Below are 16,476 nucleotides of genomic sequence, written 5' to 3'. Positions count from 1 at the left end.
CGGACCGTGCCGCCGATATTCGGTGGCGTGGAACCGCCCTGCCGGTCAGAGTAGTTGTGTCACAACACACCCCGGACCGGGAGCGGAGCGCGGCGATGACCGGGAGGCCGAGTCCGTCGAGTTCCCAGCGGGGCAGCACCGCGTAGGCACCGGAGTAGCCATCACCACTCCGCGCAGCCGCCGGCGCGCTGCCCAGGGGGCGGCCGCTTCGAGCGCGCATCCGCGCGGGCCGCCCCTTCCCGGAGGATTCGCCGACCGGCGGGGCAACGGCCTACCGAGCCGCACCGGACCCACAAGTCCTGGGGACGGTTTTCTCGATCAGGCCCGGCTCTGGCCCAGCAGCTTCTCCAGCACCAGCGCGATGCCGTCGTCCTCGTTCGACGCCGTGACCTCGTCCGCCACGGCCTTCAACTCCTCGTGTGCGTTGGCCATCGCCACACCGTGCCGTGCCCAGCCGAACATCGGGATGTCGTTCGGCATGTCGCCAAAGGCGATCGTGTCCGCCGCCTTGACGCCCAGCCGGCGCGCCGCCAGCGAGAGTCCGGTGGCCTTGCTCAGGCCCAGCGGAAGGATCTCCACGACCCCGGGGCCCGCCATCACCACGTCCACCAGATTGCCGACCACCGCCCGCGCGGCGTGCGCCAACGCGTCGTCGTCCAGCCGCGGATGCTGGATGTACACCTTGTTCAGCGGAGCAGACCACATCTCCGACGGATCGTCGACCAGCACTGTCGGCAGCGGGCCGTCATGTAGTCGGTAGCCGGGGCCGACCAGCACATCGCCGTCGAGTCCGTCCCGGCTCACGGCCAGTGCCAGCGGGCCGACCTCTCCCTCGATCTTGGCCAGCGCCAGCCCGGCCAGTTGACGGTCCAGCGTCAGTGACGTCAGCAGCCTGTGCTCACCGGCGTGATAGACCTGCGCACCCTGGCCGCATACCGCGAGACCCTCGTACCCCAGATCGTCCAGTATGTGCCGGGTCCATGGCACGGCGCGTCCGGTGACGATGATGTGCGCGGCGCCCGCCGCGGTGACGGCGGCGAGCGCTTCGCGCGTACGCCCGGAGACCGTGCCGTCCTCACGCAGCAGCGTGCCGTCCAGATCGGTCGCGACCAGCCTGTACGGGAACGACGGCTCCGAGGACGACGCCCCGGACGGCGAGGGCCCGGACGACGACTGCCCGGACGACGAGGGCCCGTCCGGCGACGGCCCCGAGGCGGGCGGGGACGTCGGCGCGGGAGACTGTGAGGGCGCGGGCGCCGCTGTGGAGTCCGTGCTCACTTGGCGATCGGTTCCAGTGCCTCACGGCCGCCCAGATACGGGCGGAGCACCTCGGGCACCCACACCGAGCCGTCCGGCTGCTGGTGGTTCTCCAGAAGCGCCACGATCGTACGCGGAACGGCGCACAGCGTGCCGTTCAGTGTCGCCAGCGGCTTGACCTGCTTGCCGTCCCGCATCCGGACGGAGAGCCGACGGGCCTGGAAGCTGTCGCAGTTGGACGCCGAGGTCAGCTCGCGGTACTTGCCCTGGGTCGGGATCCACGCCTCGCAGTCGAACTTGCGCGAGGCCGAGGCACCCAGATCGCCCGTGGCCACATCGATCACCTGGAAGGGCAGCCCGAGGCTGGTCAGCCACTGCTTCTCCCAGTCCAGCAGCCGCTGGTGCTCGGACTGGGCATCGGCAGGATCGATGTACGAGAACATCTCGACCTTGTCGAACTGGTGGACCCGGAAGATTCCCCGGGTGTCCTTGCCGTACGTCCCGGCCTCGCGGCGGTAGCACGGCGAGAAGCCCGCGTATCGCAGGGGCAGCTTCTCGGCCTCGATGATCTCGTCCATGTGGTACGCGGCGAGCGGCACCTCTGACGTACCGACCAGGTAGTAGTCGTCCTTCTCCAGGTAGTACACGTTCTCCGCGGCCTGGCCGAGGAAGCCCGTGCCCTCCATGGCGCGCGGGCGGACCAGCGCGGGCGTGAGCATCGGGATGAAGCCGGCGTCGGTGGCCTGCGCGATCGCCGCGTTGACGAGGGCGAGCTCCAGCAGCGCGCCGACACCCGTCAGATAGTAGAAGCGCGAGCCGGACACCTTGGCGCCCCGCTCGACGTCGATGGCGCCCAGCGCCTCGCCGAGCTCCAGGTGGTCCTTGGGCTCGAAGCCCTCTGCCGCGAAGTCACGGATCGTGCCGTGCGTCTCCAGGACGACGAAGTCCTCCTCGCCGCCCACCGGAACGTCGGGGTGGATGATGTTGCCGATCTGGAGGAGCAGCCGCTTGGCGTCCTCATCGGCTTCATGCTGCTCGGCGTCGGCGGCCTTGACGTCCGACTTCAGCTGCTCAGCCTTCCTGAGCAGCTCCGCCTTCTCCTCCGGGGACGCCTTGGGGATGAGCTTGCCGAGCGACTTCTGCTCGGAGCGCAGCTCGTCGAAGCGCAGGCCGGACGACCGGCGCCGCTCGTCGGCGGAGAGCAGGGCGTCGACGAGCGCGACGTCCTCTCCACGGGCGCGCTGGGAGGCGCGAACACGGTCGGGGTCCTCACGGAGCAGGCGAAGGTCAATCACCCCACCAGGCTACCGGTGCGCACTGACGCCGACCCACCCGATATCGACAGGCGCTCCACTTTGTCCTAATTGCCGGAATTGGTAAACCTGTCGGGAAAATCGTCGCCGGTTGCTCGGTGTTCGTCAATAAAGGGGGCACAATTCCCCGGAACGAGGCATTCCGGTGTAGCCGCCTTGACTCACTTCCCTTGTGGGGAACGGGACTTGAGCCGGTTGCGGCGTGAGTTGTCCACAGAAATGCACAGGGCTCCAGAGTTATCCACAGGCTGTGTGGAGGATCTGTGGATCGCCGAAAAGGTTGCCTCGAAAGCCGGGGACAGTCGGACTGATTCTCTTCTCAAACCCGCTTTGCGCACTCATTCGGGTGGGAATTGCTCGCTCTAACGAGTTGATCACGGGAATTGAGGTGACGCGAGGCTCCTCGGTGTCCTGTGGACGGAGAGAGGGTGGCAGGAGCGATTTGTCGACTGCGCAGGTCCGTGTTGTCGACTTGTCCCCAGGGTGACGACCAGGCCTGTGGATAACTCCGCGATACATCCACAGGTCCTGCGACACGATACGACCGGGCGCGGGCGTGGCGTGCCGAGGACCCGGCCGGACGAGGACCCGGCCGGACGAGGACCCGGCCGGACGAGGGCCCGGCGCGTAGGGCGGCAGTGACCCCATCCCACCGGGCAGGTCCCGGCCCGGCCTGGACTGGGCCGGCCCGGGCCGGCGCCCCGGCGGTCGGGCCTCAGGCGCGGCCGTCCTGGCTGCGCGCCAGCCAGTCCGATGCCTCGATGAACGCCGTGTCCGAGGTCCCGGGCCGCAGCGGCGGCACATCGGCCGGGGACACTCCCGCCCGCGGGTACGAGCCGAGGAACCGCACCTTGGGGCAGATCCGCTTCAGCCCCATCAGCGCCTCACCCACCCGCCGGTCCGAGATATGACCCTCGGCGTCCACGGCGAAGCAGTAATTGCCGATTCCCGCGCCTGTCGGCCGCGACTGGATCAGCATCAGGTTGACGCCGCGGACCGCGAACTCCTGGAGCAGTTCGAGCAGCGCACCCGGGTGGTCGTCGCCCAGCCAGATGACGACCGACGTCTTGTCCGCGCCCGTCGGCGCCGCCGGACGCGCGGGCCGGCCGACCAGAACGAAGCGCGTCTCCGCGTTCTCCGCGTCATGGATCTCGGTGACGAGGGGCTCAAGGCCGTACGTCGCCGCCGCGAACTCACCCGCGAAGGCCGCGTCGAACCTGCCCTCCTGCACCAGCCGCGCCCCGTCCGCGTTCGACGCGGCCGATTCCCACAGGGCGTCCGGCAGATGGGCCCGCAGCCAGTTCCGCACCTGCGGCTGCGCTACCGGATGACCGGTCACCGTCTTCACGTCCGACAACTCCGTCCCTGGCCGTACGAGCAGGGCGAAGGTGATCGGCAGCAGCACCTCGCGGTAGATCATCAGCGGTTCGCCGGAGGCGAGCTCGTCGAGGGTCGCGGTGACCCCGCCCTCCACCGAATTCTCGATCGGTACCAGTGCGGCCGCGGCATCCCCGTTCCGCACGGCGTCGAGGGCCGCCGGTACGGAGACCATGGGGACGAGTTCCCGCGTGGCTGACTCCGGGAGCGTACGGAGGGCCGCTTCCGTGAAGGTGCCCTCGGGGCCGAGATACGTGTAGCGCGTGGCCGACATACGGTCACCCTAATAGGCCGACGCCTCTCGTGAATCCGGGCTCGTAAACCCCGAGGTGGGGGGCGTGCGGGCTCAGGACTCCAGGAGCCGCTGCCCTACGTACTCCCCCTCGCGCGCGCCCCCCGGCACCGCGAAGAGACCGCTCGCCTCATGTCGGATGAACGCCGAGAGGGCGTCCCCCCGGTCGAGCTTGCGCTGCACCGGTACGAACCCCTTGAGCGGATCGGCCTGCCAGCAGACGAAGAGCAGCCCCGCGTCCGGGGTCCCGTCCGGCCCGATCCCGTCGTGGAAGGAGAAAGGGCGGCGCAGCATCGCGGCCCCGCCATTGGCCTCCGGTGTCGAGATCCGGGCGTGCGCGTTGCTGGGGATGACGGGCTTGCCGTCCGGTCCCAACCGGTCCAGGTCCGGATCGGTCGTCTCCGTACCGCCTGTGAGCGGCGCGCCGTCGGACTTGCGGCGGCCGATGACCTGCTCCTGCTTGGTGAGCGTGAGCTTTTCCCAGTCGTCCAGGAGCATACGGATACGCCGTACGACCGCGTAGGAGCCGCCCGCCATCCAGGACGGGGTGCCGGCCGCCGGGGTCGCCGGGACGAAGATCCGCCGGTCGAAGTCGGGCTCCGACGGCTTGGGGTTGCGGGTGCCGTCTATCTGACCCATGAGATTCCGGCTGGTCATGGGGTGGGCGGTGGCGCCGGGGGTGCGGTTGAAGCCGTTCATCTGCCAGCGCACCCGGGCCGCCGCGCGCGCGTCCTTCTGGAGCGCGCGCAGCGCGTGGAAGGCCACAAGCGCGTCGTTGGAGCCGATCTGGATCCAGAGATCACCGTTGCTGCGTCCGGCGTCGAGATGGTCCGAGGAGAAGGCGGGCAGCGGATCCAGAGCGGCCGGGCGCCGGGCGGCCAGGCCCGTACGGTCGAAGAAGGTGCGGCCGAATCCGAAGGTCACGGTGAGGGAGGAGGGCCCCGCGTCCAGGGCGATACCGGTGTCATGGCCGCCGTCCGCTCCGCCCGTTCCCGCGCCGCCGCCCGCGGCCGGTTCACCGGCCATCAGCGTCCGCGCCGAGGCCGACCAGCGGCGCAGCAGCGCGGCGGCTTCCTTCCGTCCCGCGCCCGGGGCCAGGTCGAAGGCGATCAGATGCCCACGGGCGTGCGAGGGCGTGGTGATGCCGGGCTGATGTGCGCCGTGGAAGGGGACGGAGTCCGTGCCGACGCTGGTCAGCGCGGTCGTCGGCGCGGGGCGGCTCGCCGCGTAGGCGCCGGCTCCGCCCACCGCGCCGAGGGCGAGTCCGGTCGCGCCGACGGCGCCCGCGGTGCCGAGAAGCCGCCGCCTGGAGATACCGGCGAGAGGGGCCCGGTCGTCGTCGTGGCCGTGCCGGTTGTCGTGGTCCTGCCGGGTTGTCTCGCTCACGATGGGTCAGCCGATCTTCACGTTCTTGTCGACGGTCGTCTGGTCGATGTCGGAGGTACGAACGGTCAGCTGGAGCTGCCACTCACCCGGCATCGGGATCTGTACGGCGTCCGCGCTCCAGTGTCCGGGAGCGAAGCGCTCGGGGACGATCGGCAGCGGACCGATCTTTTGGGCCGTGAGGGTGAAGGCGGCCCTCACCTCGGGCACATCCAGTGGTTGTCCGTCCGGGCCGTCGATGTAGATATGCATCGCGTTGGCGCCGGAGCGGCCGGGGTCGAGGGTGAGCCGCAGGGTGCCCTCGCCGTTCTCGCCGCCGGTGTCGAAGGGCAGCGTGACGTTGACGGGGCCTTCGGACGCGGGCGTGGTGGCGGCCGTGCCGCCGGTCGCACCGGCTTCCCGCTCGGCGGTACGGCCCGGTTCGGTGGAGGTCAGTACGGTCGTGACGGCGAGGAGCACCACGGCGACTCCGGCTTCGGCCAATACGGAACGGCGCAGTCCGATTCGCCCTGGGTCGGCGTCGCGGATCCGCTTCTGGCGAGCAGACGCCAGTGCGGCTTTCTGCCGTGCGAGCTGGGTAGCTCTCTCACTGTCACCAACGACGGTCGTCGCCGCGGCGGGCTTGGTTCCACTCCCAGTCTCCGATCCCGTCGCGGCTTCGGCTCCGGCCTTGGCTTCGGCATCCGCCTCCGCATCCGCATCCGCCTCGATTCCTACCCCTTCCTCTCTCCCTGTCCCTGTCCCTGCCCCAGTCCCCGTCCCTGCCTCTGCCTCCGTTGCCCCTGCCTCAGCCCGTTGTCCCAGCCGTCCCGTCCACCGCCGGGAGAACCAAGCGATCCCGACCAGCACAGCGACGAGCCCGACCTTGACCAGAAGGAGCTGCCCATATGACGTGCCCCAGAGCGCCGACCACGATCCGACCTGACGCCAGGACTGGTAGAGCCCGGTCACGGCGAGTACGACGACGCTGATGAACGCGACGCGCGAGAAGCGCCGCACCGCCGCGTTCTCGATGGAGGGCGCCCGGTAGAGCGCGACGAGCAGCGCCGTGAGCCCGCCGAGCCAGGCCGCCACCGCCAGCAGATGCAGGACGTCCACCGGCATGGCAAGACCGGTCTGGATCCCGGTCGAGGCGTGCTCGGCGAGCGCCCACGTTCCGGCGATCCCGGCCGCGACGACCGTGCCACCCACGGCGAGTCCGAAGGTGAGGTCCTTCCTCTCCTTGCGCTCCTCCTCGTCCCGGGGCGTCTCCCGCTTCGCGTACGCGCCGAAGAGGACGGCGACGAACAGCGCGGCGGCGCCGAGCAGCAGCAGCCGGGAGACGAGCGCCGCCCCCGTCTTGGTGGCCAGGACGTCCTGTAGTCCGCCGAGATCGAAGGCGTCGCCCAGTTCGCCCGAGCCGGTGTACGGGCTGCGCAGGAGCAGCAGCACGAGCGTGGCGGCGGTGAGGGTGAGCCAGCCCTGTACGACGAGCCGTTGCAGGGGACGTACGGACGCGCCGCGCGGCCAGCAGCCGAGGACGAAGGCCGCACCGCCGACGAGGAGGATGAAACCGGCGTACGAGATATAGCGCGCGATGTCGTAGAGGGTGCCGACCAGTCCCCCGCCGGCTTCCCCGCTGGGCACGGCGGCCGTGGTGGTCGAAGGCGCTCCGATGGAGAAGGTGAAGGCGCCGGAAATGGGATGGCTGTCGGCGGAGACGGCCTGCCAGGCGACGGTGTAGGTGCCGTCGGGCAGCCCCGCGTGGAGGTCGATGCCGTAGGTGACGGTGCCGCCGCTGCTCAGGTCGCGGATCTTCCCGGCGTCGGCGCGCTTGTTGTCCGGATCGAGCACACGGATCGAGTCGTCGCCCATGGCGACCTGTTCGGAGAAGGTGAGGCTGATGTCCTTGGGAGCGGTGGCGACCACCGCCCCGTCCTCGGGGGTGCTCCCGGTCAGTGCGGCATGCGCCGACGCCGTGCCGGAGAGCACGGTGAAGACGGCGCCGAGAAGCACCGTGGCAATGAGCAGTAGCCGCACCAACGGTGCGGATCCGAAGCGCGGGGCGGTGGCTGTCATGGTCCCTCAGTCCCTCATCGCTGGGCCGGGTTGTAGTTGATCTCCTTCACGGGAAGCTCGACCTTGATGGGGTCGGCCTTCTCGAAGTGCAGTTCAATGCCGACCTTCTGGCCCTGCTCCGGCTGGCGTTTGAGACTCATGAACATGATGTGGTTGCCACCACGCGCGAGGTTCAGCTTGCCGCCGGCCGGGATGTCGAAGGACTTCACCTTCCGCATTTTCTGGTTCTCGGTGCTGTGGATCGTGATGTCGTCGGAGATGTCGCTGGTGACCGAGGTGAGCGTGTCGGCGGCGCCCCCGCTGTTGGTGACGACGAGGAAGCCTGCCGCGAGATCGCCGACCGGGCGCGGCATATAGCCACCGCTGACCTTCAACTGAGGTGCGTTGCCCGAGGGGTTGGCGGAAGAGTCGGACGAAGAGGAGGAAGCGGATGATGCCGAGGAACAGCCGGCCAGCGCGAGCGCGGCGATCATTCCGGCCGCGAGAGCGAGCGGGGCACGGCGGTTCACGGGGTCTCACCCTTGATGAGTTTCGGCAGGTCCTTGGCGTAGTCGTCCGAGGACGCGTCCTCGCCGTAGAGGACATACCCGCCGTCGGTCTTCGGTGAGAACGCGATGACCTGCGCGCCGTGCATCGATACGACGGTGCCGTCCTTCTCCTTCTTGGGTGCGTCGATGCCGATGCCGAGCTGACGCGCGCCCGCCTGGATGGTGGGGAAGTCACCGGTGAGACCGACGAAGGACGGATCGCCCGCGCTGGCCAGCCACTTGCCGAGTTCGGCGGAGGTGTCCCGCTCCGGGTCGGTGGTGACGAAGACGACCTGGAGCTTGTCCTGGTCGGCCTTGGGCAGCGACTTACGGGCGATGGCGATATTGCTGATCGTTGTCGGGCAGACGTCCGGGCAGTTGGTGTAGCCGAAGTAGATGAGCGTCGGCTTGCCCTTGGTCGCCTCGCGGAAGTCGTACGACTCCCCCTTGGTGTCCTTCAGGACGAGGTTCGGCTTCTTGAACGGTGTGTCGAGCACGGTCGCGGCTTGGGTCTTCGGCTCGGCGGAGACATCGGCGACGGGCTTCGCCGAGTCGTCGCCGCCACCGCCGCAGGCGGTCAGGGTGAGTGCCAGAGCCGCGACGAGGGCGGCGGCGGAGGCCACCGCCTTGTTGCGGGACGTCACTGTCTTCGTGCGCATGGGGATATTTCCTGGTCGTGGAGTACGGGCACCGGACACGCGGGCCGGGTCTGATTCCCGGCCCCGCGTGTCTCGGGCGCCTCGGATACGTGGTGCGGTTGGTGCCGTGGTGCGCGTGGCCGTCGCCGTAGCAGTGGCCCCAGCAGTGGCCGTAGCGCGTGAGGGGAGCGTCAGGCCGTACGGCGCCGGCCGGCCAGCACGGCGAAGGTCACCCCGGCGATGCCGACGAGGATGCCGATGAGACCGAGGGCACGGGCGGTGGTGTCACTCGCGTCGGCGGAGGCCGTCGCGTGCTTCGCTTCGTCCTTCGCCTCGGTCCCGGCGGTGGCCGAGGCGCCGTGCCCGTCCCCGGTGGCCGCGGTGAGCTTCAGCACGGGCGCGGGGCTCAGGGGCTCCGCCGCGCCCTCCTTGGGCTCCTCGATCCAACGGGCGATGTCCCTGTTGTCGTACGTCTGGATCGTCTTGAAGACCAGTTGGTCGGCGTCCTCGGGGAGTTGTCCGACGGAGAGCGGGAACTGCTGGAACTGGCCCGGTCCGATCTTGCCGCCGTCCGCGGTCCAGGTGACCTTGGACACGGCCTCGGTGATCGTGTTGCCGTGCATCTCCAGCGGCTTGGCGAGCTTGGTCTTGGTGACTTCGACCTTCCAGCCCGGGAGGGGCTGCGGCATCACGGACGCCAGCGGGTGGTCGTCGGGGAGATTCACCTCGACCTTGACGGTGGAGGCGTTGTCGCGCTCGTTGGGGACCTTGAAGTTGACCGTCACGGAACCGCCCTTGGCAGCCTCGCCCTGCGGCTGCACGCTGACATGCGCGGAGGCGGAGCCGGCCATCAGCAGAAGGGCGGTCGCGGCGATACCGCCGGCGACGGAGACGCGGGTGACGTTCTTTACAGAGAACACAGAACACTCCACGGTGCGAGAGAAAGGAGAGAGGGGTGAACAGACGGGGTCGCCGCATCGGTGTGCGACGGCATCGCGACCTCACCCGGTCCCTGTCCGATGTCCATCGGCACGCGGAAGCGCGGGGGTGTCGCGTCAGGCTGCGAGAGCGAATACGGCCGGAGGGCCGCGTCTGATCACCGTGTGCTGGAGCGTCTCGCCGGACGGCGGCGGGAGAGTACGGTACGGGCCACGCCAGGCGTGCGGTTGCGGCGCGGGCAGCCCGGGCAGCCCGGCGCGCAGGGCCCGTACGAGGGCGAGAGCCGCGCGCAGGGCCCGCAGCAACGCACTGTCGGTGACTTCGTCGATACCCTGCGTCGACAGCTGGGCGAGACGGAGAAGAGCGAGATCCCCGCGGCGCAGCAGCCAGCCCGTCGCGAGGGCGGCAAGCAGATGCCCGAGCACCATGGGGAGGGAGGGCAGCAGTCCTTCGCCCGCGATGGTGGCCGACGCGGTGGTCGAGGCCGCGGGTCCGAACGCGGACGCCATGTGCTGATGGGTACTCGTCGTCGAACCCACCGGGCTGATCCCCGCGTTGGCGACGATCCGTTGTGCGTCGACCGCGCTGAGTGAGGCAGGCCCCGGTCCGCAGACCAGTTTCGCGGCCAGTCTGATCAGCGCGTCGTCCGTGCCCGCCGGCGCCTTGAGGTGCTGCTGGCCGATGCCGAACAGGCTGTGCAGGCCGAGCTGACCACCCATCAGGGCGATGACGATGGAGCCGGTCGAGCGCGCCCGTCCGGCGAGCGGGGCGGCGACCGCGAACACTCCCAGGAAGCCGAGGAGCAGAGTCCACCAGGGGACCGGCGCACAGGCGGCGAGTACATGCCCGGTCGCCGACAGCACGACGCAGACCGCGGTGAACACCGCGGCCCTCAGCAGCCGCGGCGCGGCTCCGGCGTACATGCGGACGGGACTGGACATGGCCGGGTCATCATCGCACTGCGGCCCCGGGCGCCGTAGGGCAGGTCCGGAAGGTCACTCTCTGCCCGATCTCTGCCCGGATCTCCGCCCCGATCTCTGCCAGGTCCCCGCCAGATCCCCGCCAGGTCCCCGCCAGGTCTCTGTCCATACCGCTGTGCCCCGTCCCCTACTCCGCCCCATACACCGCTACTCCGCCCCATACACCGCGGTGCGCCACGGACGCGTCCGCCGAATGAGGGCTATCACGTCAACCGCGTGCTTAGACCGGAGGCGCGGGGCAATACGTATCGGTATGTCGAGCCTCGATATGTCGAGCGCCGGTATGTCGAGCCGCAGCCTGGAGGCTGGAGCATGAGCATCTGGTGGTCTGTCCACTTGCGGCGCGAAGCCGCGAGCGTTCCGCTCGCCCGCCGCCTTCTGCTCGGCGCCATGGACACCGCGGGTGTCGACCCCGACATCTCCTTCGATCTGTCGGTCGCGCTCAGCGAAGCCTGTGCGAACGCCGTTGAGCACGGCGGGAACGAGGGGGCCGGTGAGCCTCCGGGGGCGTACCGGGTGACCGTGTATCTGGACGGCGAGAGATGCCGTATCGAAGTGGCCGACTCGGGCCCGGGATTTCCCGCCCGAAGGGTGCTGCGGCGTACGGCCCCCGCCCCCGCGGGTCGTACGGCTCCCGCTCCCGCCCCCGCCCCCGCCCCTGCCCCCGCTCCCGCGCTCATGGCCGAGAACGGCAGGGGGCTGGGGCTGATCGAGCAACTCGCCGATCATGTGCAGTTCGGCAACCGGCCGGGGCGCGGCGCGGTGGTCAGCTTCGACAAGATCCTGAAATGGCGCGAGGGCGCCCTGCTCAGAGCCATGTGAACTCCGAGCGGGACGCCCTCCGCCAAGACCACCAGGACTGGCAGGACCACCAGGACTGGCAGGACCAGCAGGACCGGGCTCAAGCCCCGGCTCAGACACCGGGACAGGGATCGGGACCGGACCGGGACCGGGGGTCGTGCTCGGGCTCAGGCCTGCTTGAGCGCCGCCATCCAGGCCTCGACCTCGTCGGCCCGGCGCGGCAGCGCGTCCGAGAGGTTCCGGTTCCCGTCCTCCGTGACGAGGATGTCGTCCTCGATCCGGACGCCGATGCCGCGGTACTCCTCGGGCACGGTCAGATCATCGGCCTGGAAGTAGAGCCCCGGTTCGACGGTGAGGCACATACCGGCCTCCAGCGTGCCATCGGCGTACGCCTCCCGGCGCGCGGCCGCGCAGTCGTGGACGTCCAGACCGAGCATGTGACCGGTGCCGTGCAGCGTCCAGCGGCGCTGGAGGCCCAGCTCCAGGACCTTCTCGACCGGCCCCTCAAGGAGCCCCCACTCGACGAGCTTCTCGGCGAGGACCCGCTGCGAGGCGTCGTGGAAGTCGCGGTACTTCGCGCCCGGCCGCACCGCCGCGATGCCGGCCTCCTGGGACTCGTAGACCGCGTCGTAGATCTTCCGCTGGAGCTCGCTGTAGCGGCCGTTGATCGGCAGGGTGCGCGTGACGTCCGCGGTGTAGAGGGTGTGGGTCTCCACACCGGCGTCGAGCAGCAGCAGATCGCCGGGGCGTACGTCACCGTCGTTGCGTACCCAGTGCAGGGTGGTGGCGTGCGGTCCCGCCGCGCAGATCGAGCCGTAGCCGATGTCGTTGCCCTCGACGCGGGCGCGCAGGAAGAACGTGCCCTCGATGTAGCGCTCGCTGGTGGCCTCGGCCTTGTCGAGGATCTTCACGACATCCTCGAAGCCCCGGACGGTGGAGTCCACGGCCTTCTGGAGCTCGCCGATCTCGAACGCGTCCTTCACGGCGCGAGCCTCGGAGAGATGGACGCGCAGCTCCTCGTCCCGCTCGGCGGTGACCTTGTCGGTCAGCGCGGCCTCGACACCGGCGTCGTGTCCCCGGACGTTGCGGACGGGGCCCGTGGCGTCCTTGAGGACGGCGGGCAGTTCCCGTACGTCCTTGGCGGGGATGCCGAGAAGCTGCTCGGCCTCGGTGAGGGAGTGCCGGCGGCCGACCCACAGCTCGCCCTGGCCGTCGAGCCAGAACTCGCCGTTCTCGCGGTTGGAGCGCGGCAGCAGATAGACGGTCGCGTCGTGCCCGCCCTGGTTGGGCTTCGGCTCCAGTACGAGGACGCCGTCCTGGGTCTGGTCGCCGGTGAGGTACGTGTACTCCGTGGAGGCACGGAAGGCGTACTCGGTGTCGTTGGAGCGGGTCTTGAGGTTGCCCGCGGGGATCACCAGGCGTTCGCCGGGGAAGCGCGCGGAGAGCGCGGCACGGCGGGCGGCGGTCTCGGACGCCTGCGCGATCGGCTCCAGGCCGTGCAACTCGGTGTCGGCCCAGCCTGACTTCATGTTCTCTGCGAGCTCATCGGACACGCCCGGGTACAGACCGTTCTTCCTCGGCTTGATGGGGGCTTCTTCTGTTTCAGGGGTCTCCGGCTCCGGGGTCTCCGGTGTGAGCTCCTCAGCCACGTCTTCTCCTCATACGACTACGGATCTGGACCATCTTTTCCATCGTATGTGCGAGGGGAGGAAGGCCCCGGCTCTCTGTGAGGAATCCGTCATGATCACTCAAAGCGGGCGGCGAGCAGTGCGAAGTCCTCGTCCGGCTCCGGGGGATGGCAGGGCTGCGCGAGACCGGCCGTTCCGGGTCCGTCGGGCTCCGCGGGGAGGGCGGGCAGCAGGGCCCGCAGTACGTGGTCGGCGACCGCTCCCGGATCGTCCCTGGCGGTCGTGGGGACACTCGCGGCGGCTGTGTGCAGCCGGGCGAAGGCCCGGTCCATGGGCTCGCCCGTACGGCGCAGCAGTCCGTCCGTATAGAGCAGCACCGTTTCTCCGGGGGCGGTCACCAGCTCCACGCTCGGCGCCTGCCAGCAGGAGAGCATCCCGAGCGGCGCGGAGAGCGACGTCTCGATGAACTCGGTACGCCCTTCGCCGACGACCAGCGGGGGCGCGTGCCCGGCTCCGGCCAGTACGAGCGTGCGCCGGGCGGGTTCGGCGTATGCGAAGAGCGCCGTGGCCGTACGCGCGGGCTCGGTCAGCCGGAGCAGCAGCTCCAGATCGGACAGGACGGCGATGGGGTCCTCGCCCTCCATCACCGCGTACGCCCGCAAGGCGGCGCGCAGCCGTCCCATCGCGGCCAGCGCGCCGGGCCCGGAGCCGCTGACCGAGCCGACGGCGAGGCTGAGGGCGCCCTCGGGGAGCGGTAGCGCGTCGTACCAGTCGCCCCCGCCGGCCGCCGTGGTGCGATGGCGCACCGCGATGCGTACGCCGGGCATCCGGGGCAGTCGACCGGGCAGCAGCTCGCGGGTGAGACTGGTCACGTGGGCGCGGGCACGTTCCAGCTCCAGCAGGCGGGCGAGGTGTTCGCCGGCGTAACGGACGTAAAGACCGATCAGATGGCGCTGCCGTTCCGTCGGCTCGGCGGGCTTGTCGTACAACCAGACGGCGGCGCCGAGCTTCGCGGGCCGAGCCGACCGAGCGGGCGCGCCCGGGGGCGCCGTGGCCGTACGGGGATCGCGCCCGGCCCCACCGGCCACCAGCGGTACGGCGTAACTGGCGCCCAGGCCGAGCCGGGCCGCCACCTCGCGCTGGCGCGGATCCGTCGCCATACCTGTGTCCGTACCTGTACCCGCATCTGTACCTGTACCCGTACCCGTACCCGCATCCATGTCGGCGAGCAGATCGGGGACAGCCACCGGTCCGGCCGGTTCCACCGGGTCGGTGGATTCGGCCGGTCTGTCGGGGCAGTTGTGGCTGCTGTGGCTGCTGGGGCAGTCGGGGTCGTGGAGGAATCTGCCGTACGAGGTGGCGCGGCGCGGCACGGTTTCCAGCAGGCCGAGATCGGCGTGGCTGAGTCCGAGCCCGAGGGTGGTGACGGGACCGAGACCGTCGGCCGGTTCGAACAGGACCAGACCCCGCCGCGCACCGACCAGGGCGGCGCCTGCGCGCAGCAGTTCATGGAGCGCGCCGTCCAGGGAACGGGTCCTGGCCAGGCCTTCGGTGAGTTCATGGAGGGTCGTGAGATCGGAGACCCAGCCCGCCAGCCGGTCCTGGATCGGTGGGCCCGGCGCGACCGGAAGGGCGTCGAAGGGCGGGACAGTCTGTGTGGGGGCAGGGACCGCAGAGTCGATTCCAGCCACATTCGGCATGTGTGGAGCGCTCATGTCAGCCGACTTCCGGGACGGTGCATTTCACTCAATAGCATTGCAAACCCCCATGTCATTCTGCGCAGCTATCAATAGATCCACATCTACACGCACAGCTGATGTGATGTCCAGCATTGTCCTAGAGGAGCGACGAGTGTCTGCGAGGTGCCGAACTTGGCCAAAAATTGACCCCCGTGATGTGGTTTTGCGGTCGACTAAGGGCGCTCAACTGGGAGTCCTTCAGTGCTGAGTTCGAGTACGACCCGTGTGGAGCGTCATTCCGAACGTGATGGGTACGTAAACGGTGACGGACAGGGGCAGTTGGGACCGCCTCGGAACCTGCCGACCGGCTTGGGCGTCTTAACCGCCGTAGCCCGCACCCATCCTCCGGAGTGGCGGGAAGAGAACAGCGGTACGGCACCGGGACAGTAAGCGCCATGCGCACGCCACCCCTCGCCACGCGTTTAATGAAGACAGTCCGAGTTCGGTTCAGGGACGGTGCGACGCGCCACGGACCGAGACGGTCTGTTCGTGCCTCGGGCAAGGGGCGGCCACGCGTCGAAATGTACGCACGGTGAAGTGATGCACACACATGGTGTCAGTGTCATGTGGACCTCGGCGTTCAACGGAAAGGAACGAGCGCTCATGCGCGAGATCCTCGGAAGGCGACGCAGGCTCCGGTTCCGGCGCAAGGGGAGGGCTGCCCAACTCGACGCGGCGCTCACCTGCGCCACCGCGTGGAGATGGCCCGTACTGCCGGGTGCCGGACTCAAGTCGGCCGGCGGACGCGGGACGCGCGGCCACGGCTGCGCCTGCCCCGACCTCGAATGCGTCGTGCCCGGCGCGCACCCCTTCGATCCGGGGCTGCTCGCCGCGACCACCGACGAGCGAATGGTGCGCTGGTGGTGGGGCAACCGCCCCACGGCCCCGATCGTGCTGGCGACCGGCGGCGGCGCCCCGTGCGCGGTGAGCCTGCCCGCCGTCGCCGGCGCGCGTGCGCTGGTGGAGCTGGACCGGATGGGCATGCGGCTGGGGCCGGTTGTCGCGACCCCGACCCGCTGGTCACTGCTGGTGGCTCCGTACAGCCTCGAACAACTCGGTGAGCTCCTCTACAGCAAGGACTGGGTACCCAGTTCGCTGCGGTTCCACGGCGAGGGCGGCTATCTGGTGCTGCCGCCGTCCGAGGCGGCCGGCGGACAGGTGCGCTGGGAGCGGGCGCCTCTGGAGGGCTCGGCGGCGCCTTGGCTGCCGGATGTGGAGGCGGTCGTGGACGCGCTCGTCGAGGCGAGCACGAGCGCGCCGGACGGCGGCAGCAGGCTCGCGTACTGACGGCCGCGCGTCATCCGCCGGTGTGGGGTTGACCGCCCGGGTGGTTGACGGCCCGGGGTGGTTGACCGCCCGGGGTGGTTGATCGCCCGAGGTGGTTGACGGCCCGGGGTGGTTGACGGCTCTACGCCCCGGTCCGGTCCGGTCTGATCCAGACCGGTCGGGGCGGGGCGGACCGTATCCCGGCGCTCCAGGGGGCCGGGACGCGTTCACGCTCTGTCACTCGTACGGGTGCGAGTAAGGCCGAGTTGCGGGGGAAT

The 16,476-nt window shown here is 69.9% G+C and carries 13 protein-coding genes; 2 read left to right on the top strand and 11 right to left on the bottom strand.

What is annotated here, in order from left to right; genetic code table 11:
• Nucleotides 1–318: 318 nt before the first annotated feature.
• From ABTZ59_RS08555 to ABTZ59_RS08515, 9 genes are all read right to left on the bottom strand, one after another.
• On the bottom strand, nt 319–1,113 hold the full coding sequence (locus tag ABTZ59_RS08555) for an HAD family hydrolase (RefSeq protein WP_351392945.1): 795 nt from the start codon (nt 1,111–1,113) through the stop codon (nt 319–321).
• Nucleotides 1,114–1,274: 161 nt separating this feature from the next.
• On the bottom strand, nt 1,275–2,552 hold the full coding sequence (gene serS, locus ABTZ59_RS08550) for a serine--tRNA ligase (RefSeq protein WP_351392731.1): 1,278 nt from the start codon (nt 2,550–2,552) through the stop codon (nt 1,275–1,277).
• A gap of 733 nt (nt 2,553–3,285) precedes the next feature.
• Nucleotides 3,286–4,221 carry a prephenate dehydratase gene (pheA, locus tag ABTZ59_RS08545; RefSeq protein WP_351392728.1) on the bottom strand — a complete coding sequence of 312 codons (936 nt, stop codon included), beginning with the start codon at nt 4,219–4,221 and terminating at the stop codon, nt 3,286–3,288.
• Between the two features lie 72 nt (nt 4,222–4,293).
• Nucleotides 4,294–5,553 (bottom strand): iron uptake transporter deferrochelatase/peroxidase subunit, encoded by a 1,260-nt coding sequence (efeB, locus tag ABTZ59_RS08540; RefSeq protein WP_351392942.1) that lies wholly within the window; start codon nt 5,551–5,553, stop codon nt 4,294–4,296.
• Nucleotides 5,554–5,631: 78 nt separating this feature from the next.
• The gene (locus ABTZ59_RS08535) at nt 5,632–7,680 is read right to left on the bottom strand and encodes a copper resistance CopC/CopD family protein (RefSeq protein WP_351392726.1); all 2,049 of its coding nucleotides are present in this window, start codon (nt 7,678–7,680) and stop codon (nt 5,632–5,634) included.
• Between the two features lie 14 nt (nt 7,681–7,694).
• Entirely contained in the window at nt 7,695–8,189 is a 495-nt protein-coding gene (locus ABTZ59_RS08530; RefSeq protein ID WP_351392723.1) for a copper chaperone PCu(A)C, read from the bottom strand.
• Nucleotides 8,186–8,866, bottom strand: coding sequence for an SCO family protein (locus ABTZ59_RS08525; RefSeq protein WP_351392720.1), 681 nt, complete (start codon nt 8,864–8,866; stop codon nt 8,186–8,188). Before ABTZ59_RS08525 ends, ABTZ59_RS08530 begins: the two co-directional genes overlap by 4 nt.
• Before the next feature lie 170 nt (nt 8,867–9,036).
• Complete coding sequence (locus ABTZ59_RS08520) at nt 9,037–9,696, bottom strand: YcnI family copper-binding membrane protein (protein WP_351392938.1); 660 nt, start codon at nt 9,694–9,696, stop codon at nt 9,037–9,039.
• A gap of 204 nt (nt 9,697–9,900) precedes the next feature.
• Nucleotides 9,901–10,725: a hypothetical protein gene (locus ABTZ59_RS08515; protein ID WP_351392718.1), complete on the bottom strand. Its 825-nt coding sequence runs from the start codon at nt 10,723–10,725 to the stop codon at nt 9,901–9,903.
• A gap of 351 nt (nt 10,726–11,076) precedes the next feature.
• Between ABTZ59_RS08515 and ABTZ59_RS08510 the strand changes: the two genes are divergently transcribed.
• Entirely contained in the window at nt 11,077–11,586 is a 510-nt protein-coding gene (locus ABTZ59_RS08510; RefSeq protein WP_351392715.1) for an ATP-binding protein, read from the top strand.
• Between the two features lie 146 nt (nt 11,587–11,732).
• Here ABTZ59_RS08510 and ABTZ59_RS08505 read toward each other — a convergent pair whose 3' ends face one another.
• Entirely contained in the window at nt 11,733–13,214 is a 1,482-nt protein-coding gene (locus ABTZ59_RS08505) for an aminopeptidase P family protein (RefSeq protein WP_351392712.1), read from the bottom strand.
• A gap of 95 nt (nt 13,215–13,309) precedes the next feature.
• Nucleotides 13,310–14,908: a PP2C family protein-serine/threonine phosphatase gene (locus ABTZ59_RS08500; RefSeq protein WP_503002378.1), complete on the bottom strand. Its 1,599-nt coding sequence runs from the start codon at nt 14,906–14,908 to the stop codon at nt 13,310–13,312.
• 627 nt (nt 14,909–15,535) lie between these two features.
• Between ABTZ59_RS08500 and ABTZ59_RS08495 the strand changes: the two genes are divergently transcribed.
• Nucleotides 15,536–16,219 (top strand): bifunctional DNA primase/polymerase, encoded by a 684-nt coding sequence (locus tag ABTZ59_RS08495; protein WP_351392707.1) that lies wholly within the window; start codon nt 15,536–15,538, stop codon nt 16,217–16,219.
• Nucleotides 16,220–16,476 lie beyond the last annotated feature (257 nt).

The organism is Streptomyces sp. NPDC094034, assembly GCF_040303865.1.
Lineage (GTDB): Bacteria > Actinomycetota > Actinomycetes > Streptomycetales > Streptomycetaceae > Streptomyces.
This window is presented reverse-complemented; position numbering and strand designations above follow the sequence as displayed.